Raw genomic sequence first — 21,560 nt, 5'->3', positions numbered from 1 at the left:
GGAAGTGCGCGGGCCGACAGGGCCGCCGATCAGGGACACGGGGCGGACAGGACCATGGGCCGGAGCCACGGAGCCGAGCGGGGCGGTCCGTCAGAGTGCGGCGGCCGGGTGCTGGGCGCGGCTCACGTCGTACACCCCCGGTACGTCACGCATGGCGCGCATCAGCGCGGGCAGTCCTGCGGCGTCGGGGAGATGCAGGGTGTAGGTGTGGCGAACGCGCTGTTCACTGGGGGGCTCGACGGTGGCGGAGATGACCGCGGCGTCCGCGCCGGCAATCGCCTCGGTGAGGTCGGCGAGGAGCCGGGGCCGTCCGAAGGACTCCGCGACCAGGGTCACCCGGCATTCGGCCGCGTCGCCCCAGCTCACGACGACCGGCACCCGGCCGACGGCCTCCATCCTGGTCACGACCGGACACTCCAGCCGGTGCACGGTGACGGCGCCGCCGCGCACCGTGAAGCCGGTGACCTCGTCGGGAGGTACAGGGGTGCAGCAGCCGGCGAGGCGCACCGTGGTGTCGGGCTGCTCGACCACGGCGCTCACCTTGCGGCCGGCCGTTCCGGCGGATCCGGACCGTGCGGGCCGGGCGGACCGTTCCGGCTGCGGACCGGGCCCGGTGGCGTCGGCCGGGCTTGCGGCGGCGGTCTCCGCGTCCTGGGGGTGGGCGTCGAGCCAGCCGGTGATGGCGATGCGGGCGGTGGGCGTCCGGGCGTGGTCGAGCCAGTCGGGCGAGGGCCCGGACGCGGCGTCCTCGGCGAGGAGCGGCTGGACCGTGTCCCCGTCGCCGAGCACGGTGCTGAGGGTGGCCAGCCGGCCGTTCACCCGGGCGCCGATGCAGTTGTGGGCGGCGTCCCCGTACTGCGCGTAGGCGGCGTCCACGCAGGTGGCCCCTGCGGGCAGGCCGAGCGTGCCGCCGTCGGTGCGGAAGACGGTGATCTCACGGTCCTGGGCGAGGTCGGCACGCAGGGTGGTCCAGAACGTGTCGGGGTCGGGTGCGGACTGCTGCCACTGGAGCAGCCGGGAGAGCCAGCCGGGGCGGGTCGGGTCGGCCCGTTCGCCGTCGCCGGGTTCGGCGCCGGGTGCCGTGCCGTCGGCGGGTTCGGCGCCCGGGGCCGTGCCGTCCGCGGCGTACGGATTGCCGAGCGCGATGACGCCGGCCTCGGCGACCTTGTGCATGCGGTGGGTACGGATGAGGACTTCGGCGACCTCGCCGTCCGGGCCCACCACCGCGGTGTGGAGCGACTGGTACAGGTTGAACTTGGGTGAGGCGATGAAGTCCTTGAACTCGGAGATCACCGGGGTGAAGCAGGTGTGGAGCTCGCCGAGGACGGCATAGCAGTCGGCGTCCTCGCCCACGAGCACCAGCAGGCGTCCGAAGTCGCTGCCGCGCAGCTCACCGCGTTTGATCCGGACGCGGTGCACGGAGACGAAGTGGCGTGGCCGGACGGCCACTTCGGCGGTGATGCCGGCCTCCCGCAGCACCGAGGCCACGTTGTCCGCGATGGCGGTGAGCGGGTCCGCCGTCGAGGTCGCGGCGGCTGCGGCGGAGATCACGGCGCGGGTGTGCGCGTACTCCTCGGGATGGAGGATGGCGAAGACGAGGTCCTCCAGCTCGGTCTTGAGCGCCTGCACGCCGAGCCGTTCGGCGAGGGGGATCAGGACGTCACGGGTGACGTGGGCGATCCTGGCCTGTTTCTCGGGGCGCATCACGCCGAGCGTGCGCATGTTGTGCAGCCGGTCGGCGAGCTTGATCGACATCACCCGGACGTCGTCGCCGGTGGCGACGAGCATCTTGCGGAACGTCTCCGGCTCGGCGGCGGCGCCGTAGTCGACCTTCTCCAGCTTGGTCACACCGTCGACGAGGTAACAGACCTCCTCGCCGAACTGCTCCCGCACCTGGTCGAGGGTCACCTCGGTGTCCTCGACCGTGTCGTGGAGGAGGGACGCCGTCAGGGTGGTGGTCTCGGCGCCGAGCTCGGCGAGGATGAGCGTGACCGCGAGCGGGTGCGTGATGTACGGCTCACCGCTCTTGCGCATCTGCCCGCGGTGCGAGCTCTCCGCGAGGACGTAGGCCCGGTGCAGGACGGAGAGGTCGGCGTCGGGGTGGTGGGCCCGGTGCGCCTCGGCGACATGCCCGATCGCGTCCGGAAGGCGGTCCCGGGAGACCGGGCCGAGCAGGGCGACCCGGCCGAGCCTGCGGAGATCGATCCGGGGACGGCCCCGCCTGCGGATGGGAGCACCTGGGTTGGTGGCCTCTGCGCTCATGGGGCACCTCCGGCAACGTCGACCGGCGGTGGGGAGGCGCGGTCGCGCTTCCGGGCCGGTGCTTGATGCTACCGACCCCACCACGTGGCGGAGTCCGGCTCTCGCCCAGCGTGAAACGGATCACCCATTCGAGCGAAGCTCTGTTCGCTCAGCGTTTCGATCTTTGTCGGCTCAGCGCTTCGAGCGCAGTCCCTTCAGTGTGCCGAGCACCGTCCGCCCAGCGTTTCGAGGGCTATCCGTTCAGCGTTTCCAGCCACGCCGGGTCGATCACGCCCTCGGCAACGATCACGGCCGCTCCGGTCATCTCGATCTCACCGTCCGGGTGCTCGGTGATCACCAGGGTGCCGCCCGGCAGATCGACGGTGTACGTGACCGGGACCCCGGTCTCCGCGGGGTCCGCCGCGTCCCGCCGGGCCGCGGCGACGGCCACGGCGCAGGCGCCGGTGCCGCAGGAGCGGGTCTCGCCCGAGCCGCGCTCGTGAACCCGCATCGCGACGTGCCGGGGGCCGCGGTCCACGACGAACTCGATGTTGACCCCGTCGGGGTAGACGGCGGCGGGCGCGAACGCCGGCTCACTGAACAGGTCGCCGGCGTGCGCCAGGTCGTCGACGAACGCGATGGCGTGCGGATTGCCCATGTTCACGTTGCGGGTGTCCCAGCTGCGGCCGCCGACGGTGACGGTGACCCCGTCGCCGGGGAGCAGGGCGCGGCCCATCGAGACCGTGACGTCGCCGTTCTTGGCGAGGTGCACCTTCTTCACTCCGCCGCGGGTGGCCACCGCGAGGTCGCCCTCCTCCACAGCGCCGACGTGCTGCAGGTAGCGGGCGAAGACCCGCACGCCGTTGCCGCACATCTCGGCGACCGAGCCGTCCGCGTTGCGGTAGTCCATGAACCACTCGGCCTCGTCCGCCATGGCCTGCGCCTCGGGGTGGGCGGCGGACCGCACGACGTGCAGCATGCCGTCACCGCCGATACCGGCGCGACGGTCGCACAACCCGGCGACGAGGGACGCCGGCAGGTCGATGGCGTTGTCCGGATCGGGAACGATCACGAAGTCGTTCTCGGTGCCGTGGCCCTTGAGGAAGGCGATCTGCGAGATGGTCACAGGACAACTGTACGAGCCCGCACCGACAGCGCGGCGAACCGGCCCGCCGGACGGCAGAGGCGCCGGTCCGCTCCCTCAGCCCCGCAGCCGGGCGACGCGCCAGACGGCCAGCGCGACCAGTACGGCGCACACCGCCACGTACAGCGCGACCACCCGCCAGTCGGCCCGCTCCCCGGAACCCCGGGACGGCAGTCCCGGCCAGGTGTGCCCGACGCGGCGGGCGGCCATCATGCCCCAGCCGGCGGCGCAGCAGCTGATGAGAAGCCCCAGCATGGCGACCACCGGGCCGCCGTCGCCCACCTCGAAGGCGAGCGGGAAGGCGAACATCAGCGATCCCAGCGCGGCCAGCATGACGATCGGCGCAAGCTGCCAGATACGCATCCGGCGGGCGGGACGCAGCTCCACCTCGACCTCGGGGGTCACAGCGAGCTCATCGGGCCCGTCGGGGCTCAGCCGCCCTGCCTCGTGCTGCGCGTCCGGTGCGTCTTGTTCTGTGTCGCGAGGGCCGGCCTCCATCGCCACGCGCCCTCCCAACTCGGACTCCACTGGTCGATCGATGCTCGATGATGGCACGCCGCAGGTCGCCGAAATGACGGGCAGGGCTTCCCGATGCCATCACGTGATCAGGCTGTTATAGCCCTGCTCCAGGGTTTACGCAGGTCAGGCGCCTGCTGCTGGTCGGCGAGTCAGCAAGGGGTCAGCAATAGCCCCAGGTCAGCGCCCCGATTGACCGGTCGCGAGCAGCCGAAGAAGGAACCTTCTCAATCATGTCGAACACGCTTGCGCGGGGTAGGGGCGGCTTCTTCGAGCCCGGCGAGTGCCGCCGCCCGTAGAGCTGCCCGCACCTCCCCACGATCCGCTTCCGCAACACCCGGGGCATGCAGGCGGAGGATGCGGCTTCCCCACCCAGGACGCCGCCATCGAGCGCCTGACCGAACTCTGTGCGTCCCGCAGGACCACTCCGAGGACGATCGCCGAACTGCGGGAGCCCCTCGGCGAGATGGCCTTCGAGGAGTACGGAGGCACGGTTCACCCGCAGGCGCGGTCTCACCGGCCGCACGAAAGCCGCGAGCGCGTTCCGGATGCGCACCTACGCCTCTTTCGACCGGCGCCGCAAGGGGGACCACCGCCGCCCTGGGCAGCGCTCAAAGAGCATCCGTCAGCGCGTCCCGACGGCGCTCCGGTCCACGTGATCCTGGACACCAGCTCCGGATCGCCGGGAAGTCTCCTTCTGGACGGCTTCGATGTTGTTGCCGTCCGGGTCGCTGACGAACGCACAGTGGGCGCGGTACCCGCCCCACGTGCGGGGCCCGTGCCGGGAAGCACCCCCGGCCGCTGCCGCAGCCGAGCGGAAGGCATCCGCCGCATCCCGGCTGACCGCTGTGAACGCGATGTGCACCCCCTCGGTGACGGCGTCCTCCGCGCGTTCCAGGGACAGCGACGGTGTGTCCCGCTCCGGGCTCCAGTACTCGGCACCGCCGTCGGCCCGGAACCCGACACCGACCCCCGGAGCTCCCGGCGCAGAGGTACAGAACCGCTCGCCGGCCTCGAAGCCCGAAGCGAACACCCCGAGGTGATGAGGGAAGGACGCCGTTGTCTCCATGGCGACCGAGCCTACGGAACGACGAATCGAGCGACACGCTCCGACGCTCGGCAACGTCCGGCCCCGGTCCGGGGCCGGCGGCCCGTCATCTGCTCCGCTGCGTCGGCCCGGAGATCACACCGCGCGCTCGAGTTTCTCCGCCGCGCCGACGGTGTGTACCTCGGCCGCCTGCGCCGCGCGGCGTCCCCGGTAGGCGAACCGGGGAAGGAAGAACTGGGTGATCGGCCCGACGAGCAGTGCGTAGAGCAGGGTCCCCACCCCTGCCCTGCCGCCCAGGGCCCAGCCCACGAGGAGGACAGTGACCTCCAGCAGAGTACGGACCAGCCGTACGGACCCTCCCGTCCGGTGGGAGAGCCCCGTCATCAGACCATCACGGGGGCCGGGGCCGAACCGCGCCCCGACGTACACGGCGACGGCGAATCCGTTGAGCGCGATCCCGAGGAGCAGCAGCATCATCTGCCCGGCCAGGGTCGTGACGGCCGGAATCAGCGCGAGACCGAGATCCGAGGCCACGGCGAGTACGGCGATGTTGGCGACGGTGCCGAGGGTCGGCTTCTGGCGCAGCGGGATCCACCCGAGCAGCACCAGCAGGCCGACAACCGCGCTGATGGTGCCGAAACTGAGCGACGTCTGATGCTGCAGTCCCTCATAGAGGACACTCCAGGGGTTCACCCCCAGCGCGGCGCGCACCAGCACGGACATGCTGAGCCCGTACAGCACCAGTCCGCCGAGGAGCTGGGCGAGTCGGCGGATCGGGCGCTCGCCGACGGGCAGACAGGTCAGGACGGGCGGGGTGGGGCTGTCCGCGCGACCCGAACGCCTCTGAGAGATCTTCCCGATATTCACCCTCGCCATCACGGCCACTCCCAGAAGCTAGCGTCCACCTTGCCACTTGAGCGATTCTGTAGACTGGTGGCCACAATTAACATGGCCAATTCCACTGGATTGGCTTGCTTGCTTCACACTTCACCGAGGTTGCGCAATGCGAGACGTGGTACAGACGGTCCGTGGGCGGCAGTTGGCCTCGCTCCTGCCGAACCTGGACGGGCTTCGCCCCCTCTACCGGCACCTCGCCGAGGCCATCAGCCGGCTCATCCTCGACGGCCAGGTGGCGCTGCACGTCCGGCTCCCCGCCGAACGGGAACTGGCAACGGCGCTGGGTGTGAGCAGGCCGACCGTCACCGCGACCTACGACCGTCTTCGCGCGACGGGATACGCACACAGTCGGCAGGGCTCCGGCACCTGGACGGCGCTGCCCAAGGACGCGGCACCCACACGGGTGTTGCAGACCATACCGGCCCCGGACACAACGATCGATCTCGCGCGCGCGGCCCCGGCGCTGCCCCGTGAGGTACTGGAGGACGCCCTGTCCCGCGTCGCCGGCCAGCTTGCCCACGAGGACCGCATGACGGGCTACAACCCCTACGGACAGCCGCAGCTCCGAGTCACGATCGCCGAGAGGTTCACCCAGCGCGGTCTGCCCACCCGGCCCGAGCAGATCCTGGTGACCTCCGGAGCCCAGCACGCGCTCTCGCTGGTGCTCGGCCTGCTGACCGCCCCCGGGGACCGGATCCTGGTCGAGAACCCGTCCTACCCGATCGCCCTGGAAGCCATGCGGCGCGCCCACCTGCGCACGCTGACGGTCCCGGTATCGGACCAGGGGTGGAACATGGACGCCGTCGAGTCGGCCTTCCGCCACGCCGTACCCCAACTAGCCTTCCTCATCCCGGACTTCCACAATCCGACCGGTCTCCTGATGCCCGACGACGAACGGGTCCGGGTGCTCGCCGCAGCCAGACGCGCGGACAGCTGGCTCATCGTCGACGAGACGCTGACCGACCTGGCACTCGACGTGTCGCCGCCGGCGCCCTTCGCCTCGTTCGCCGCCCCGGGCGACACGGGAAAGGTCATCGTCCTCGGTTCGATGAGCAAGAGCCACTGGGGTGGGCTGCGCATCGGCTGGCTGCGCGCGACGGCGAACCTGGTGACGGAGCTCGCCGGGCAGCGGATCGCCAACGACCTGGGCGGCTCGGTGATCGACCAACTGGTGGCCGACACCCTTCTGCATGCCGCCCCGGACTGGCTCCCGGCGCACTTGGCACGCATCCGCGGGCAGCGCGCGGCCCTGTCCGAAGCGCTCACGAAGCACTTCCCCCACTGGCAGTGGAACCAGCCGCCCGGCGGCCTGTCCCTCTGGGCCGACCTGGGTGAGCCCGCGGCGGCATGGCTGGCCGAGCGCTCGCTCGGCTTCGGCGTCCGGATCGAGGGCGGTGGCTGTTTCGCGGCAGCACCGGGCATCTTCGAGAACCGCCTGCGCATCCCCTACGCGATGCCGCCCGATGTCCTCCGCGACGCGGTGCAGCGGATGGCTGCGGCGTCCGGGCTGCCGCCCGCCGCGAGCACACACCAGCCGCATTGGATCGTCTGAAGCCCGCCTGTACCGGCACGAGTACCCCGGAACGCCGTCAGGGACCTGCGGGCAGGACGTGCAGCCGAGTGCGGCCCTCGTGCAGCCCGGCGTACGGAGTTGAATCGGTCGTGTCGGACGTGGTGAACACCTCCAGGGTCAGTTCGCGGGGCGCGCCGGCCTCCGCGGTGTCCGAGGCATAGGACAGCAGGAGCGTCGGATCGCTGAGAACGCACTGACCCAGGATGAGGTCGGCGCAGTCGGTTCCCCGGTGCGGGTGGACCGTCTGGGTCGATGCGGCACAGGCGGAGTTCCTGCGCCACCGTCGCGCCCTCGTCGCGCCCTCGTCACGCCGTCAGCCTGTAACCGCTCGTTCGACCAATGCCAGCGCCCGGCCCGGCAGTTCCCCCCGGTGCTCCGCGGCACCGTTCAGCCACTGGACGCGCGGGTCGCGGCGGAACCAGGAGTCCTGGCGGCGCGCGAAACGTTTGGTGGCGCGCACGGTCTCGGTGCGCGCATCGTCCTCCGTGCATTCCCCGGCCAGGGCGGTGAGCACCTGCTGGTAGCCGAGCGCCCGGGAGGCGGTGCGTCCCTCGCGCAGCCCGCGCGCCTCCAGGTCGCGCACCTCGTCCACGAGCCCGGCCTCCCACATCATGTCGACGCGTACGGCAATGCGCTCGTCGAGTTCGGGGCGGGCCACGTCGACGCCGATCTGGACGGCGTCGTAGACCGCATCGTTACCGGGAAGGTTGGCGGTGAACGGTTTGCCGGTGATCTCGATGACCTCCAGGGCCCGCACGATGCGCCGGCCGTTGCTCGGCAGAATGGCGCGGCCCGCCTCCGGGTCGGCCGCGGCCAGCCGTGCGTGCAGAGCGCCCGAGCCGTGCTCGGCCAGCTCCTCCTCCAGGGCGGCGCGGACGCCGGGGTCCGTACCGGGGAACTCCAGGGCGTCGATCGCGCCCTTCACGTACAGACCGGAGCCGCCGACCAGGACGGGCGTGCGGCCCTCGGCGAGCAGCCGGTCGATCTCGGCGCGGGCCAGGCGCTGGTACTCCGCCACGCTGGCGGTCTCGGTGACGTCCCAGATGTCCAGCAGCCGGTGGGGCACGGAGCCGCGCTCGGCGGGTGTCAGTTTGGCGGTGCCGATGTCCATGCCCCGGTAGAGCTGCATGGAGTCGGCATTGACCACTTCGCCCCCGAGCTGCTGAGCGAGGAACACCCCCAGGTCGGACTTTCCGGCTGCGGTGGGACCGACGACGGCGATGACCCGCGGTGCGGGAGCTGGACTTCTCACTGCCACAGTCTCGCAAACCTCGGGCCCGTTCCCGAATGAGCGAGGAACGGACCATGCGGTGTGCGCGTCGTCACGCGCCGCCAAGTAAAATGGTGTCTACATATGGGTGGTTTCTCATGGTTCTGCCGTTTGTCCCCCGAGGCAGCCGATACCGCGGCCGGGAGTACGGGGCGGCGCGGCGGGTATCGGGACCGGAGAGAGCACACGCACGCAGCCCCCAGCAGAGAAGGTGTCCGATGGGCTTCATGGACAATTTGAAGGCGAAGCTGAGCCCTGCGAAGGACAAGGTGAGTGACCTCGCGCAGCAGCACGGGGGCAAGATCGACCAAGGGCTCGACAAGGCCGCGCGGGCGGTGGACGCGAAGACCAAGGGCAAGTACAGCGACAAGATCGTGTCCGGCACGCAGAAGGCCAAGGGAGCGGTGGACAAGCTGGCCCAGAAGGACGGGGGCGGTACGCCGCCCACCTCGGGCAGCACCCCGCCGCCGCCGGCTTCCTGACACCGGGCAGCCAGGAGGGCACGACGGCCGTGGAGCGGTATCGCTCCACGGCCGTCGTGCCCTCCTGGCTCAGGGAGAGCGTCAGGCCCAGGCCGCGACCATGTAGCCCACGCCGTACGGCGCGTCGTCGTAGAGCAGCCGCCCGTCCAGGCCGGCCCCCTCTGCCGCCCCGGCAAGCACCTGCCAGGGCGCGCGTCCCGCAGCCTTGAGTTCGTACGCCAGCGCCTCGTCCAGCGCGATCAGCGCCCCCGTGTCCGCCGCCCCCAGCGCCCGCGCGGCCTCCGCGTCGAACCCGGCGGCGCGCTCGTCCAGGTAGCCGGGCGACTTCACGGTCCGGCAGGCACTGCCGTCACCCATCACCAGCAGCGCGACCCGGTCCGCGCGAGCGGCCAGGGCACGCCCCGTCTCCGCGCAGCGGGCGGTCTCCAGCGGCTCCCCCACACCGAGCGCCTCGACCGGGGTGCCCGCCCATCCGCCGGTGCGGGACAGCAGCCACGCGCCGACCGCGAGCGACGGCGGGAGCCGACGCTCGGCGACGCCGCCCGTGTCACCGGCTCGCCCCAGCCGTACGTCGAGGTCCACACCGAACTCCTGGAAGCCGCCCGTGGCCCCTTCCGGGTGCGTGCCGCGGCCCTCGATGCCGGCCGGACCGATCACGATCAGCAGATCGGGCCGGGAGGCCGCGAGCACCCCCAGGGCGTCGGTGCACGCGGTCCTCGCTCCATCGAGCTCGGGCGCGGCACCGGCGGCGACCTCGGGGACCAGCAGCGGCGGGCAGGGGCAGACTGCGGCGGCGACAAGCATGAGGGGCAGCGTACTGGCCCGCCGCGGGCATGCCGCGCGGGGATCGTACCCGCGCCGTCAGTCGCAGCCGCAGCCCGGTGCCGAGGCGGCGGGCAGCGGCGCCGGGGCGCCGATCCCCGGCAGGCCCAGCATGACACCGGCCGGCTTGGCGGCCGCGGCGGCGGTCCGCTTCTCCCAGGCGTCCCCCGAACGGGTCCGCCGCACCCCGAGGGGCGCGCCCTCGGCCAGCAGGTGGTGCGGGGCGGCGTAGCTGATCTCGACGGTCACCACGTCGCCGGGCCGCACGTCCTCGTCCGGCTTGGTGAAGTGGACCAGGCGGTTGTCGGGAGCGCGGCCGGACAGGCGGTGGGTCGCGCCGTCCTTGCGGCCCTCGCCCTCCGCGACCATGACGTCCAGGGTGCGGCCGACCTGCTTCTTGTTCTCCGACCAGGAGATCTCCTCCTGGAGGACGGACAGGCGCATGTACCGCTCCTGGACGACCTCCTTGGGGATCTGCCCTTCCATGTCGGCGGCGGGGGTTCCGGGGCGCTTGGAGTACTGGAAGGTGAAGGCGTTGGCGAAGCGCGCCTCGCGGACCGCGTGCATGGTCTGCTCGAAGTCCTCCTCGGTCTCCCCCGGGAAGCCGACGATGATGTCGGTGGAGATCGCGGCGTCCGGCATCGCGGCGCGCACCTTGTCGATGATGCCGAGGAAGCGTTCCTGCCGGTACGAGCGCCGCATCGCCTTCAGGATCGTGTCCGAGCCCGACTGCATGGGCATGTGCAGCTGCGGCATCACGTTCGGCGTCTCGGCCATGGCCGCGATCACGTCGTCGGTGAAGTCGCGCGGGTGCGGCGAGGTGAAGCGGACCCGCTCCAGTCCCTCGATCCGCCCGCAGGCCCGCAGCAGCTTGGAGAAGGCCTCGCGGTCGCCGATGTCGGAGCCGTACGCGTTCACGTTCTGGCCGAGCAGGGTGATCTCGGAGACGCCCTCGGCGACCAGGGCCTCGATCTCGGCGAGGATGTCGCCGGTCCGGCGGTCCTTCTCCTTGCCGCGCAGCGCCGGGACGATGCAGAAGGTGCAGGTGTTGTTGCAGCCGACCGAGATCGAGACCCACGCGGCGTACGCGGACTCGCGGCGGGTGGGCAGCGTCGAGGGGAACGCCTCCAGGGACTCGGCGATCTCGATCTGCGCCTCCTCCTGGATCCGGGCGCGCTCCAGCAGCACGGGCAGCTTGCCGATGTTGTGCGTACCGAAGACCACGTCGACCCAGGGGGCCCGCTGGACGATCGTGTCGCGGTCCTTCTGCGCGAGGCAGCCGCCGACCGCGATCTGCATCCCGGGGCGCTTCGTCTTCATCGGGGCGAGCCGGCCGAGGTTGCCGTAGAGCTTGTTGTCGGCGTTCTCCCGCACCGCGCAGGTGTTGAAGACGACGACATCGGCGTCGCCGTCGGATCCCTCGGGCGCCCGTACGTAGCCGGCGTCCTCCAGCAGACCCGACAACCGCTCGGAGTCGTGGACGTTCATCTGGCACCCGTAGGTGCGCACCTCATAGCTTTTTCTGACGTCCACTGCTTCGCTCCGGTTGCCGCTGCTCATGCGACAAGGGTAGGCGCTGCACGGACACCTCCCGCCGCGGGCGGCCCGCGGACCGCGCACCGGGTGCCGCAGCGGGCTGTGAGATCCGACGGCACCCCTGGCCAGGGCCGGGAACCACCTGGCAGGATCGCCGCCATGCTCCCGGCTCTGTCCCGAATCGGCCGGCGTCGCTCACTACGGGCGGGCGCCGCCCTCGTCGTCGTGCTCGGACTGCTGCTCTGGTGGCTGCTCCCCCTCGGGGATCCGGCGCCGAACGGGACGCTGACGTTCAGCACGGGAGTGCGCAGCGGCGTCTACCAGCGCTACGGCGAGCGGCTGGAGGGCGCGCTCGCCAAGGACCTTCCCGAGGTGTCGATACAGCTCCAGACCAGCGAGGGCTCGCAGCAGAACATCGCCCGGGTGGCGACGGGCAAGGCCGACTTCACCATCGCGACCACCGACGCCGTCGCCACCTATCTCCGGGACCGCAAGCCGGGCGCCGACCGGCTGCGCGGCTGTGTCCGCCTGTACGACGACTACATACAGCTGGTCGTGGAGCGGGGCTCGGACATCCGCAAGGTCGCGGATCTGCGGGGCAAGACGGTCGCGGTCGGACAGCCGGGCTCGGGCGTGCGGCTGGTCGCCGACCGGCTGATGACGGCGGCGGGCCTGGATCCCGTCGCGGACGTGACGGCCGTGCCCGCGGGCATCGACACGATGCCGAAGCTGCTGGAGGACGGCCGGCTGGACGCGTTCTTCTGGTCCGGCGGGCTGCCGACCACCGCGGTCGCGGATCTCTCCGCCCGGTTCTCGATCCGGCTGGTTCCGCTGGAGGACCCGCTCATCAGGCAGCTCCAGGCGGCCGGCGGGTCCACCCGCTTCTACCGCTCGGCCGTGATGCCGGCCGACGCCTACCGCGACGCCCAGCAGGGACAGGCCGTTCCCACCGTCGCGGTCGCCAACGTGCTGGTGACCACGGACCGCACCAGCGCCGCGATGACGGAGGCGTTCACGCGCACCGTGATCGACAGCAGGGACCGGATCGGCCGTGAGGTGCACGCCGCGCAGCTGGTGGACCTGCGGACGGCGATCTACACGGATCCGCTGCCGCTGCACGAAGGGGCCAAGCGCTACTACCGCTCGGTGAAGCCCTGACCGACTCCGGACTGGCTCCGGGTGAGGACTTCTCGGCCCTGCTGCCCTTCCGGTGAGGGCTTCTCGGCCCTACCGCCCTCCGGTGAGGGCTGCTCAGCCCTGCGGCCCGGTGCGCGGGACCGAGACCGTCACACGGAGCCCGTGAGGTTCGTTCCGCGTGCAGGACAGTGAGCCGTCGCTCGCGGCGAGGAGGGCCTTGGAGATGGAGAGGCCGAGCCCCGATCCTCGTACGTTCTGATGCTGGGAACTGCGCCAGAACCGGTCGCCCACGCGCTCCATCTCCTGCTCGGTGAGTCCCGGTCCGCCGTCCGCGACGACGACGGTGACGCACGCGCTGTCGGAGGCGACCGTGACCCGGACCTCCTCGTCCCGCGGGGTGAACTTGAGGGCGTTGTCGATGATCGCGTCGAGTGCGCTGGACAGGGCGATGGGGTCCGCCCAGGCGGTGACGGCTCCCATGCCGTCCGCCCGCAGCCGTACGCCCCTCTCCTCGGCCACCGGCCTCCAGGAAGCGACCCGTTCGGCACTGAGGGCGCCGATGTCCGTGAGCTGCAGATCGGCGCCGGTGTGCTCGGCCAGCGCCAGGTCGAGCAGATCGTCGAGCACCTGGCCGAGGCGCTTGCCCTCCGTACGCACGGAGGCGATCTCCTCGTTGCCCTCGGGGAGTTCGAGAGCGAGCAGTTCGATCCGCAGCAGCAGGGCGGCCAGGGGATTGCGCAACTGGTGCGAGGCGTCGGCCACGAAGGCGCGCTGCTGCTCCAGCACGTCCTCGACGTTGTCGGCCATCTCGTTGAACGAACGGGCCAGACGCCTGAGTTCCGGGGGCCCGCCGGAGGCCGCCACCCGGGACCGCATGCGCCCGACGGCGATGTCGTGGGCGGCGGCGTCGAGTGTCCGCACGGGGAGCAGCACCCAGCCGGTGAGCCGGTTCGCGGCGCCCACGGCCACCAGCATCGCGATGACCTCCCCCGCGGCGATCACCAGCCAGCCGCGGAGTGTGGCGGCGCGCATCTGGTCGGTGGGCGAGTCGATCACGACGACGGCGATCACGTCGCCGTCCCGCACGACGGGTGAGGCGACGACCACCCGGCCGTCCTGCCAGGGCCAGACCTGGGGCGGGTCGTGGCTGCGACGGCCGAGCAGCGCCTCCTTGAACGCCTCACGGCCCTCGCCCTCGTCGGGCAGCCGCCAGGACGCGGGCGCCTTGGCCATGGCGGTGTCGTCGCGGTAGAAGACACCGGCCCTGATGCCGTAGACGGAGTCGTACGTCTCCAGCTCGCCCTGGAGCGTGCGGCGCCGTTCGTCGTAGCCGCTGGTGCGTTCGGTGATGAACTGGGCGAGTGCGGCGAAGCGTGCCGTGTCGTCGATGCGGTCGATCACGACGCCCTGTTGCCTGGCCGCCGCCACACTGACGGCCAGCGGGAAGCCGAGGGCGAGCAGGACGCCCGCCATGAGGACGATGAGCAGCGGAAGCAGCCGGGTACGCAACGGGAACGTGCGCCCTCTACGCGGCCGGCGCGACGAGGCGGTAGCCGACCCCGCGCACGGTCTCGATCAGGGCGGGCAGCCGCAGCTTGGAGCGCAGGGAGGCGACGTGCACCTCCAGGGTGCGGCCCGTGCCCTCCCAGCTCGTACGCCACACCTCGCTGATGATCTGTTCACGGCGGAACACCACGCCGGGCCGCTGGGCGAGCAGCGCAAGGAGGTCGAACTCCTTGCGGGTGAGCTGGACCTCGCTCCCGTCGACGCTGACCCGGCGGGTCGGCAGCTCGATGTGCACATGTCCCAGGCGCAGCGCGGCCACGGGCGTGGGCGCGGTGTCCTCGGGGCCCGTCTTGCGCCTGCTGACGGCGTGGATACGGGCGAGGAGTTCGCCGGTGTCGTACGGCTTGGTCACGTAGTCGTCGGCGCCGAGGTTGAGGCCGTGGATCCGTGAGCGGACGTCGGCCCGCGCGGTCACCATGATCACGGGGACGGAACTGCGCTTGCGGATCTTCCCGCAGACCTCGTAGCCGTCCTGGTCGGGCAGGCCGAGGTCGAGGAGTACGACACCGAAGGGTTCCGTCTCGGTGGGCAGGAGCGCCTGGAGGGCCTCCTCGCCGCTGCGGGCGTGCACGACCTGAAAACCGTGCCGGGTGAGGATCGCGGACAGGGCGGCGGCGACGTGGTTGTCGTCCTCGACGAGCAGCAGTCTCATGGCCCCCCTTTTCCTTCCCACTCGGTGTCGGTACGGTCGCGTACCCCTCCCGTTACTTCCCCGTACCGGGGCGTTTCACGTCAGGGTGTACCAGAGCATCCACCCCGATGACGGGGGGCCAGTCAAGTGCCCGCCTGTTGCATCCAGGTTTCCGTTATGCACCCGGTACGCCCCGGGGCACTGAAAGGCGCCCCGTTCACACGGAGTGTCCGGTTGCAGCCGGATCGTTATGCTCAATTTCCGCTCAGATGTAATGACGCTGGTCGCACTGCGTCACTAAGGTCCTTCCCAACCGAGGAGGACGGAGCAAGAAGCCGATGAGCGGAGTTTCAGTGACCAAGGGCGCCGAGGACGCTGCACCCGCGCCCGGCGGCGACCTGGTCGTGCTGAGCAACGTCAACAAGCACTTCGGCGCGCTGCATGTGCTCCAGGACATCGACCTGACGATCGCCCGTGGCGAGGTCGTGGTCGTCATCGGGCCCTCCGGGTCCGGGAAGTCCACGCTGTGCCGCACGATCAACCGCTTGGAGACGATCGACTCGGGCGCGATCTCGATCGACGGAAAGCCGTTGCCCGCGGAGGGCAAGGAGCTGGCGAGGCTGCGTGCCGATGTCGGCATGGTCTTCCAGTCGTTCAATCTCTTCGCGCACAAGACAGTGCTCGAGAACGTGACGCTCGGCCAGCTCAAGGTCCGCAAGACGGACAAGAAGGCTGCCGAGGACAAGGCGCGTTCCCTGCTCGACCGGGTGGGCGTCGGAACCCAGGCCGACAAGTACCCCTCCCAGCTCTCCGGTGGCCAGCAGCAACGTGTGGCGATCGCGCGGGCGTTGGCGATGGACCCGAAGGTCATGCTCTTCGACGAGCCGACCTCCGCGCTCGACCCGGAGATGATCAACGAGGTGCTGGAGGTCATGCAGCAGCTCGCCCGCGACGGCATGACCATGGTCGTCGTCACCCACGAGATGGGCTTCGCCCGCTCCGCGGCGAACCGGGTCGTCTTCATGGCGGACGGAAAGATCGTCGAAGAGGCCACGCCCGACCAGTTCTTCAGCAACCCGCGCAGTGACCGGGCCAAGGACTTCCTGTCGAAGATCCTTCACCACTGATGGAGCCTTCGGCGCCGGTCTCCGGACCGGCCGATCACTCACATCGCGTCAACTCTAGGGAATTTCACCATGCAGCTTCGTAAGGTCACCGCCGCCTCGGCCGCCGTGCTCGCCCTCGCCCTGACCGCCACCGCTTGTGGTTCCGACGACAAGGACGACGCGTCCGGTTCGGGCGGCGGCAAGAAGATCACGATCGGTATCAAGATCGACCAACCGGGTATCGGGCTGAAGACCCCGGACGGCAAGTACACCGGCTTCGACGTCGATGTCGCCACGTACGTAGCCAAGGAACTGGGCTACGACGCCAAGGACATCGAGTTCAAGGAGACCAAGAGCGCCGACCGCGAGACGTCGATCGAGCGCGGTGACGTGAAGTTCATCGCCGCCTCCTACTCGATCAACGACGAGCGGCTGAAGAAGGTCGACTTCGCGGGTCCGTACCTCCTCGCCCACCAGGACATCCTGGTCCGCGCGGATGACACCTCCATCAAGGCGCCGGAGGACCTGAACAACAAGAAGCTCTGCTCGGTCACGGGCTCGACCTCGGCGCAGAACGTCCACGACAAGCTGGCCCCGAAGGCGGACCTCCAGGAGTACGGCGGCTACTCGGAGTGCCTGACCGGCCTGGAGAACAAGGCTGTCGACGCGCTGACCACCGATGACAGCATCCTGGCCGGCTATGCCTCGCAGGACGCCAACAAGGGCAAGTTCAAGCTGGCCGGCTTCAAGATGACCAACGAGAACTACGGCATCGGCCTGAAGAAGGGCGACGCCGACCTCAAGAAGAAGATCAACGACGCGTTGACCAAGATGGTCTCGGACGGTTCGTGGAAGAAGGCCGTGGACGCCAACTTCGGCCCGGCGGGCTACAAGAACGAGGACGCTCCGAAGATCGGCAACGTCGTCAAGTGAAGCAGGGCTGACCGGGCGCGCCGCCACTGAGGGCGGCGCGCCGTGCCCTTCTACACGTGGAAGCGCGGGAGATCGTGTTCGACTTTCTTGATGGTTACGACCTGCTGGGGGCCTTCTGGGTGACGGTGCAACTCACCGTCTACTCCGCCCTCGGCTCCCTCATATGGGGAACGCTGCTGGCCGGCATGAAGGTCAGCCCGGTCCCCCTGATGCGCGGTTTCTCGACCGGCTACGTGAACGTGGTCCGGAACATTCCGTTGACCGTGATCATTCTCTTCGCGTCGCTGGGTCTGTTCTCCACGCTCGGCGTCAAGCTCGGCGCCGACGGTTTCACGGGGATCAACTTCCGGCTCGCGGTGCTCGCCCTGAGCGCCTACACCGCCGCGTTCGTGTGCGAGGCCCTGCGGTCCGGCATCAACACGGTGCCTGTCGGCCAGGCCGAGGCCGCACGCGCCCTCGGTCTGAGCTTCACCCAGGTACTGCGGCTGATCATTCTCCCGCAGGCCTTCCGCTCGGTCGTCAATCCGCTCTCCAACGTGCTGATCGCGCTGACGAAGAACACCACGGTCGCTTCCGCGATCGGGGTGGCGGAGGCCTCCTACCTGATGAAGAAGATGATCGAGAACGAGGCGCAGCTGCTTCTGATCTCGGCCGTCTTCGCGTTCGGCTTCATCGTTCTGACCCTCCCGACCGGCCTCATCCTCGGCTGGGTGAGCAAGAAGGTGGCGGTGAAGCGATGACCTCGGTCCTCTACGACGCCCAGGGGCCCCGCGCCAAGCGTCGGAACATCCTCTACACCGTGCTGTTCGTGCTGGGCGCGGCGGCCGTGGTCTGGTGGGTGTACGACGGTCTCGCCTCCAAGCACCAGCTCGACTGGATCAAGTGGAAGCCGTTCTTCACCAGCTCCCAGCCGTGGGAGACGTACATCTGGCCCGGGCTCCAGAACACGCTCAAGGCGGCATTCTTCGCGCTGATCATCGCACTTCCGCTGGGTGCCCTCTTCGGAATCGGCCGGCTCTCGGACCACCGGTGGATGCGTGGACCATCCGGTGTGGTCGTGGAGTTCTTCCGGGCCATTCCGGTCCTGATCCTGATGCTCATCGCGAACCAGGCGTACTTCGAGTACACCGACCTCGCTCCGGACACCCGCCTGCTCTACGCCGTGATCACGGGGCTGGTGCTCTACAACGCCTCGGTGCTCGCCGAGATCGTGCGGGCCGGCATCCTGACGCTCCCGTCGGGACAGACGGACGCGGCCAAGGCGATCGGTATGCGCAAGGGCCAGACCATGGTCTTCGTGCTGCTGCCGCAGGCGGTCACCGCCATGCTGCCCGCGATCGTCAGCCAGATCGTGGTGATCGTGAAGGACACCGCCCTCGGTGGCGCGGTGCTCAGCTTCCCGGAGCTGCTGGCCTCGGTCCGGCCGATGGCCGCGAACTACGGCGCGAACACCATCGCGTGCTTCACGATCATCGCCGTGATCTACCTCGCGGTGAACTTCGCCCTCACCTCGTTCGCGAGCTGGCTGGAGCAGCGCCTCCGGCGCGGGAAGAAGAGCACGGGCGCCATCGTGGGTACCGGCCCCGGGGGCGACCTGGAGACGATCGATGCGCCGTCGCTCAAAATCGATGGGAATCGCGCCGTCTGACGGTACGTCGGTGAATGCCCGTGAGGGGCGGTGGCGCATCTGCCACCGCCCCTCGCCGCGTTCCGGTGTCACTTGACGCACGCACCCCCAGTAGGTTGCATACGTTCTGTGATCGCGCCCCGAGCCTCCGCCGCCGCATCTCCTTCGACGCCGCCCTCCGCCTCAGGAGCCGTCCAGGCTTCCTCCCTCCGCTCGTGCGCCTCCTCGCGTCCGACCACAGGTGTTCCGGGGGCCGCGCCGTGGACCCGGTGATCGTCGTCGGCGCCGGGCCCGTGGGCCTGGTGCTGTCGCTCGCCCTCGCGGCGCAGGGTGTGCCCTCCGTGCTCCTCGACGAGGACCCGGGCAAGGACGAGACACGTCCGGCCCGCACGGTCGTGCTCCGTGAGGACACCGCCGGCCTGGTGGAACGGCTGGGATGCAAGACGCTCCAGGACGAGGGCCTTCGCTGGACCGGCTGGCGGTCCGTGCGGCGCCGGCAGGTCGTACGGAAGCTGTCGCTCGGCGAGGGCTCCCCCGCCGGCGACCTGCCTGCCGCTCCCGTCCATGTCCCGCAGCACGCGCTGGTGCGGGGGCTGCGGGACGCGGTGGCCGCGCAGGAACTCGTGCAGACGGCGCGGCTCAGCCGGATCGACACGCTGGAGCAGGACGCCGACGGTGTCACGGTGCACACCCGGGAGCCCGGTTCGACCTGGTGGCGAGGGAGTTATCTGGTCGGCTGCGACGGGGCCCGGTCCACCGTCCGCAAGCTCCTCGACATCCGGTTTCCCGGGCGTACGGCGGTGGAGCGGCATGCCGTCGCCGCGCTGCGCACCGAGCTGCCCTGGCCCGGCGAAGCCGTACTGCACCGGTTGCCGCCCTGGCGCACCGGCGGCGCCGAGGTCACGGCGCGGCCGCTGCCGGACGGGGTCTGGCGGCTGGACTGGCTGCTGCCGCCGCGCGGTGAGCTCGTCACGCCGGATGCCCTGGTCACCCGGGTCCGGGACACCCTGGAGGGCTGGTGCGGCGAGACACCCCCGTACGAACTGCTGGACACCGGCGTGTACACGCTCCATCACCGGCTCGCCCGGCGGTGGCGGGTGAAGCGGGCGTTCCTGGCCGGGGACGCCGCGCATCTGCTGGGCGCCCTGGGCACCCAGGGGCTCGACGAAGGGCTGCGGGACGCCGAGAACCTGGCGTGGAAGCTGGCGCTGGCCTGGCATCACGGCGCGTCCGAGGTGCTCCTCGACAGCTACCAGGCCGAGCGACGGGCCGCGGTCGCCTCGCGGCTGCGCGCCGCCGACCAGTCGCTGCCGATACTGCGGGGCGGCGGAGGTCTGCGGACCCTGGTCCCGGGGAGCGCACGGGGGCACGACTCGCTGCTCACCGACGGCCATCTGGGGTGCGGGCCACTCGGTGCGCCCCCGTCCTACTCCCACTCCCCCCTTGCGCCCCCACGCGCGGAGGCGCACACATCGGTGGGTACGCCCCCCGGTGCGCCGGTCGCCGATGTGCGGGTCACCGCGCCTGACGGAACGCCCGTACGGCTCCGGGAGCGGCTGGGGCAGGGGCATCTGCTGGTGCTGCTCGTCGCACCGGGCACGGGCGTCTGGGACCGGCGGCACTGGATGCGGGCCGGAGTCATGCCCCGGCTCGTCGAGACGGTCGACGGCCTCCCGGTGAAGGCCGAGTTGCTGGTCGCCGAGAGCTACCCGGGTGCGTCGGCGCACACCGTGCTGCTGATCAGGCCGGACGGCCATCTCGTGGAGTCGTTCGGCGGCGTCCGGCCGGCGGAGCTCCTCGCGGCGGCGGACGCGGCGCGCGGCGGCGCGGCCCTCACCTCCGTACGCTCCGACCGGACCGCAGACGTCAATTGACCGACGCAGGCGCACATGGTCTACTCCGGAACATGACCGACACCGATGTGCGCCTGTGGCGGAGGGTCCATATGGACCTGCTCCGCTATGCGGGCTGCGTGTGTCGCCCGTCCTGCTGAATCGCCTCCTCCTGCTCCGCCGCGCGCGGTGACGTGCGGCAGGAGCATCCACGCGAACTCTCAGGACGGTCCCCGTGTCTGCCTCTCCCTCCCCTGTCGTGCCCGTACGTACGGCCTCCGGCCCGACCGCCGCGGAACTGCTCGACTTCGTCCGACGTACCGCCGCCGACACCGCACTCATCGCCTCGCTCCCCCTCGACCCCGAGGGCCGCACCTGGATCCGGCTCGACGGGCCCGGGGGCAGCGAGGCCTGGCTGATCGGCTGGCCACCCGGCACCGGCACCGGCTGGCACGACCACGCCGACTCGATCGGCGCCTTCCTCACCGCGGCCGGCACGCTGAAGGAGCACTCACTCGCGGCACGGCTGCCCACCGACGGCTGGAAGACCCTGGAACTGACCGAGGACATCGACCGGTCAAGGGAGTTGACGGCGGGTCAGGGCAAGGCCTTCGGCCGGCACCACGTCCACGAGGTGCTGAACGAGTCCGCCACGGAGCACGCCGTTTCCGTCCACGCGTACTACCCGCCACTGCCGCAGATCCGGCGCTACAGCCGCACCGGCGCGGTGCTCCGCCTTGAGCAGACCGAACGCCCGGAGGACTGGCAGTGAGCGACGATCGGCACGACGGCGGCGACACCCCGCCCGGCATCGACCAGCTGCTGGAGCGGGTGCGGGCCGGATACGAGCGGCTCGGACCGCAGGAGGCGAAGGCGGCCGCCGAGGACGGCGCGCTGCTCGTGGACATCCGCTACGCGGAGCTGCGGGCGCGGGACGGGCTGATCCCGGGGGCCCTGGTCGTCGAACGCAACGAGCTGGAATGGCGGCTGGACCCGCGGGGAAGCCATCGCGCGGCGGAGGCCGTGAGCCACGGCTTGCGTGTGGTGGTGATCTGCAACGAGGGGTACGCGTCGAGCCTCGCCGCCGAGTCGCTGCACCGGCTCGGGCTGTACCGGGCGACGGACCTGGTCGGCGGCTTCCAGGCCTGGCGCGCGGCGGGGCTCCCCGTCGAGGTGTGACCGGGAGCCCCGCCGCGCTC

21 protein-coding genes are annotated in these 21,560 nt (G+C 70.7%); 11 read left to right on the top strand and 10 right to left on the bottom strand.

All coding sequences use genetic code 11. The annotated features are described in order from the left end of the window. Nucleotides 1-90 precede the first annotated feature (90 nt). The 5 genes from OG446_RS28820 to yczE all read right to left on the bottom strand — a co-directional run bounded on the left by OG446_RS28820 (nt 91) and on the right by yczE (nt 5,825). Nucleotides 91-2,262, bottom strand: coding sequence for a RelA/SpoT family protein (locus OG446_RS28820; RefSeq protein ID WP_328896737.1), 2,172 nt, complete (start codon nt 2,260-2,262; stop codon nt 91-93). A gap of 232 nt (nt 2,263-2,494) precedes the next feature. Further along, nucleotides 2,495-3,367 carry a diaminopimelate epimerase gene (dapF, locus tag OG446_RS28815; RefSeq protein ID WP_328896736.1) on the bottom strand — a complete coding sequence of 291 codons (873 nt, stop codon included), beginning with the start codon at nt 3,365-3,367 and terminating at the stop codon, nt 2,495-2,497. Between the two features lie 75 nt (nt 3,368-3,442). Beyond that, the gene (locus OG446_RS28810; RefSeq protein ID WP_328896735.1) at nt 3,443-3,883 is read right to left on the bottom strand and encodes a hypothetical protein; all 441 of its coding nucleotides are present in this window, start codon (nt 3,881-3,883) and stop codon (nt 3,443-3,445) included. 643 nt (nt 3,884-4,526) lie between these two features. Beyond that, a complete protein-coding gene (locus OG446_RS28805; protein ID WP_328896734.1) occupies nt 4,527-4,970 on the bottom strand; it encodes a VOC family protein in 444 nt (147 codons plus the stop codon). Between the two features lie 114 nt (nt 4,971-5,084). Beyond that, entirely contained in the window at nt 5,085-5,825 is a 741-nt protein-coding gene (gene yczE / locus OG446_RS28800; RefSeq protein WP_328896733.1) for a membrane protein YczE, read from the bottom strand. A gap of 127 nt (nt 5,826-5,952) precedes the next feature. Here yczE and yczR point away from each other — a divergent pair, with 127 nt between their 5' ends. Further along, nucleotides 5,953-7,398, top strand: a complete 1,446-nt coding sequence (yczR, locus tag OG446_RS28795; protein ID WP_328896732.1) for a MocR-like transcription factor YczR — start codon at nt 5,953-5,955, stop codon at nt 7,396-7,398. A 334-nt stretch (nt 7,399-7,732) separates the two neighbouring features. Here the strand turns inward: yczR and miaA are convergent, their stop codons facing one another. Further along, complete coding sequence (gene miaA / locus OG446_RS28790; protein WP_328896731.1) at nt 7,733-8,671, bottom strand: tRNA (adenosine(37)-N6)-dimethylallyltransferase MiaA; 939 nt, start codon at nt 8,669-8,671, stop codon at nt 7,733-7,735. Between the two features lie 236 nt (nt 8,672-8,907). Between miaA and OG446_RS28785 the strand changes: the two genes are divergently transcribed. Then, the gene (locus OG446_RS28785; RefSeq protein ID WP_328896730.1) at nt 8,908-9,171 is read left to right on the top strand and encodes an antitoxin; all 264 of its coding nucleotides are present in this window, start codon (nt 8,908-8,910) and stop codon (nt 9,169-9,171) included. Nucleotides 9,172-9,252: 81 nt separating this feature from the next. Here the strand turns inward: OG446_RS28785 and OG446_RS28780 are convergent, their stop codons facing one another. Further along, nucleotides 9,253-9,975 (bottom strand): class III extradiol dioxygenase subunit B-like domain-containing protein, encoded by a 723-nt coding sequence (locus OG446_RS28780; protein ID WP_328896729.1) that lies wholly within the window; start codon nt 9,973-9,975, stop codon nt 9,253-9,255. A 57-nt stretch (nt 9,976-10,032) separates the two neighbouring features. Beyond that, entirely contained in the window at nt 10,033-11,553 is a 1,521-nt protein-coding gene (miaB, locus tag OG446_RS28775; RefSeq protein ID WP_328896728.1) for a tRNA (N6-isopentenyl adenosine(37)-C2)-methylthiotransferase MiaB, read from the bottom strand. Nucleotides 11,554-11,688: 135 nt separating this feature from the next. On the opposite strand from miaB, the gene OG446_RS28770 reads away from it, so the two are divergent. After that, entirely contained in the window at nt 11,689-12,687 is a 999-nt protein-coding gene (locus OG446_RS28770; protein ID WP_328896727.1) for a TAXI family TRAP transporter solute-binding subunit, read from the top strand. A gap of 93 nt (nt 12,688-12,780) precedes the next feature. Here the strand turns inward: OG446_RS28770 and OG446_RS28765 are convergent, their stop codons facing one another. Both OG446_RS28765 and OG446_RS28760 read right to left on the bottom strand, forming a co-directional pair. Continuing rightward, on the bottom strand, nt 12,781-14,175 hold the full coding sequence (locus OG446_RS28765) for a sensor histidine kinase (RefSeq protein ID WP_328896726.1): 1,395 nt from the start codon (nt 14,173-14,175) through the stop codon (nt 12,781-12,783). Nucleotides 14,176-14,191: 16 nt separating this feature from the next. Then, entirely contained in the window at nt 14,192-14,884 is a 693-nt protein-coding gene (locus tag OG446_RS28760; protein WP_328896725.1) for a response regulator transcription factor, read from the bottom strand. Nucleotides 14,885-15,201: 317 nt separating this feature from the next. On the opposite strand from OG446_RS28760, the gene OG446_RS28755 reads away from it, so the two are divergent. The 8 genes from OG446_RS28755 (at nt 15,202) to OG446_RS28725 (ending at nt 21,540) form a co-directional block, all read left to right on the top strand. Continuing rightward, a complete protein-coding gene (locus OG446_RS28755) occupies nt 15,202-15,990 on the top strand; it encodes an amino acid ABC transporter ATP-binding protein (RefSeq protein WP_148021305.1) in 789 nt (262 codons plus the stop codon). A gap of 69 nt (nt 15,991-16,059) precedes the next feature. Beyond that, entirely contained in the window at nt 16,060-16,902 is an 843-nt protein-coding gene (locus OG446_RS28750) for a glutamate ABC transporter substrate-binding protein (RefSeq protein ID WP_328896724.1), read from the top strand. A 74-nt stretch (nt 16,903-16,976) separates the two neighbouring features. Beyond that, entirely contained in the window at nt 16,977-17,642 is a 666-nt protein-coding gene (locus OG446_RS28745; protein ID WP_326657476.1) for an amino acid ABC transporter permease, read from the top strand. Continuing rightward, nucleotides 17,639-18,550 (top strand): amino acid ABC transporter permease, encoded by a 912-nt coding sequence (locus tag OG446_RS28740; protein WP_328896723.1) that lies wholly within the window; start codon nt 17,639-17,641, stop codon nt 18,548-18,550. Before OG446_RS28745 ends, OG446_RS28740 begins: the two co-directional genes overlap by 4 nt. A 239-nt stretch (nt 18,551-18,789) precedes the next feature. Then, on the top strand, nt 18,790-20,403 hold the full coding sequence (locus tag OG446_RS28735) for an FAD-dependent monooxygenase (RefSeq protein WP_328896722.1): 1,614 nt from the start codon (nt 18,790-18,792) through the stop codon (nt 20,401-20,403). A 32-nt stretch (nt 20,404-20,435) separates the two neighbouring features. Further along, complete coding sequence (locus tag OG446_RS37235) at nt 20,436-20,522, top strand: putative leader peptide (protein ID WP_311307652.1); 87 nt, start codon at nt 20,436-20,438, stop codon at nt 20,520-20,522. Nucleotides 20,523-20,596: 74 nt separating this feature from the next. Continuing rightward, the gene (locus tag OG446_RS28730) at nt 20,597-21,133 is read left to right on the top strand and encodes a cysteine dioxygenase (protein WP_328896721.1); all 537 of its coding nucleotides are present in this window, start codon (nt 20,597-20,599) and stop codon (nt 21,131-21,133) included. Beyond that, on the top strand, nt 21,130-21,540 hold the full coding sequence (locus OG446_RS28725) for a rhodanese-like domain-containing protein (protein ID WP_328896720.1): 411 nt from the start codon (nt 21,130-21,132) through the stop codon (nt 21,538-21,540). Before OG446_RS28730 ends, OG446_RS28725 begins: the two co-directional genes overlap by 4 nt. The last annotated feature ends 20 nt before the right edge of the window (nt 21,541-21,560 follow it).

Source organism: Streptomyces sp. NBC_00236, from assembly GCF_036195045.1.
GTDB lineage: Bacteria > Actinomycetota > Actinomycetes > Streptomycetales > Streptomycetaceae > Streptomyces.
This window is presented reverse-complemented; position numbering and strand designations above follow the sequence as displayed.

Coding starts and splice junctions, on each gene's coding strand:
- OG446_RS28760 (WP_328896725.1), bottom strand. CDS start 14,884: ATGAGACTGCTGCTCGTCGAGGACGACAACCACGTCGCCGCCGCCCTG.
- OG446_RS28785 (WP_328896730.1), top strand. CDS start 8,908: ATGGGCTTCATGGACAATTTGAAGGCGAAGCTGAGCCCTGCGAAGGAC.
- OG446_RS28755 (WP_148021305.1), top strand. CDS start 15,202: ATGAGCGGAGTTTCAGTGACCAAGGGCGCCGAGGACGCTGCACCCGCG.
- yczE (WP_328896733.1), bottom strand. CDS start 5,825: ATGGCGAGGGTGAATATCGGGAAGATCTCTCAGAGGCGTTCGGGTCGC.
- OG446_RS28820 (WP_328896737.1), bottom strand. CDS start 2,262: ATGAGCGCAGAGGCCACCAACCCAGGTGCTCCCATCCGCAGGCGGGGC.
- miaB (WP_328896728.1), bottom strand. CDS start 11,553: ATGAGCAGCGGCAACCGGAGCGAAGCAGTGGACGTCAGAAAAAGCTAT.
- OG446_RS28780 (WP_328896729.1), bottom strand. CDS start 9,975: ATGCTTGTCGCCGCCGCAGTCTGCCCCTGCCCGCCGCTGCTGGTCCCC.
- OG446_RS28750 (WP_328896724.1), top strand. CDS start 16,060: ATGCAGCTTCGTAAGGTCACCGCCGCCTCGGCCGCCGTGCTCGCCCTC.
- OG446_RS28805 (WP_328896734.1), bottom strand. CDS start 4,970: ATGGAGACAACGGCGTCCTTCCCTCATCACCTCGGGGTGTTCGCTTCG.
- yczR (WP_328896732.1), top strand. CDS start 5,953: ATGCGAGACGTGGTACAGACGGTCCGTGGGCGGCAGTTGGCCTCGCTC.
- OG446_RS28740 (WP_328896723.1), top strand. CDS start 17,639: ATGACCTCGGTCCTCTACGACGCCCAGGGGCCCCGCGCCAAGCGTCGG.
- OG446_RS37235 (WP_311307652.1), top strand. CDS start 20,436: ATGACCGACACCGATGTGCGCCTGTGGCGGAGGGTCCATATGGACCTG.
- OG446_RS28810 (WP_328896735.1), bottom strand. CDS start 3,883: ATGGAGGCCGGCCCTCGCGACACAGAACAAGACGCACCGGACGCGCAG.
- OG446_RS28770 (WP_328896727.1), top strand. CDS start 11,689: ATGCTCCCGGCTCTGTCCCGAATCGGCCGGCGTCGCTCACTACGGGCG.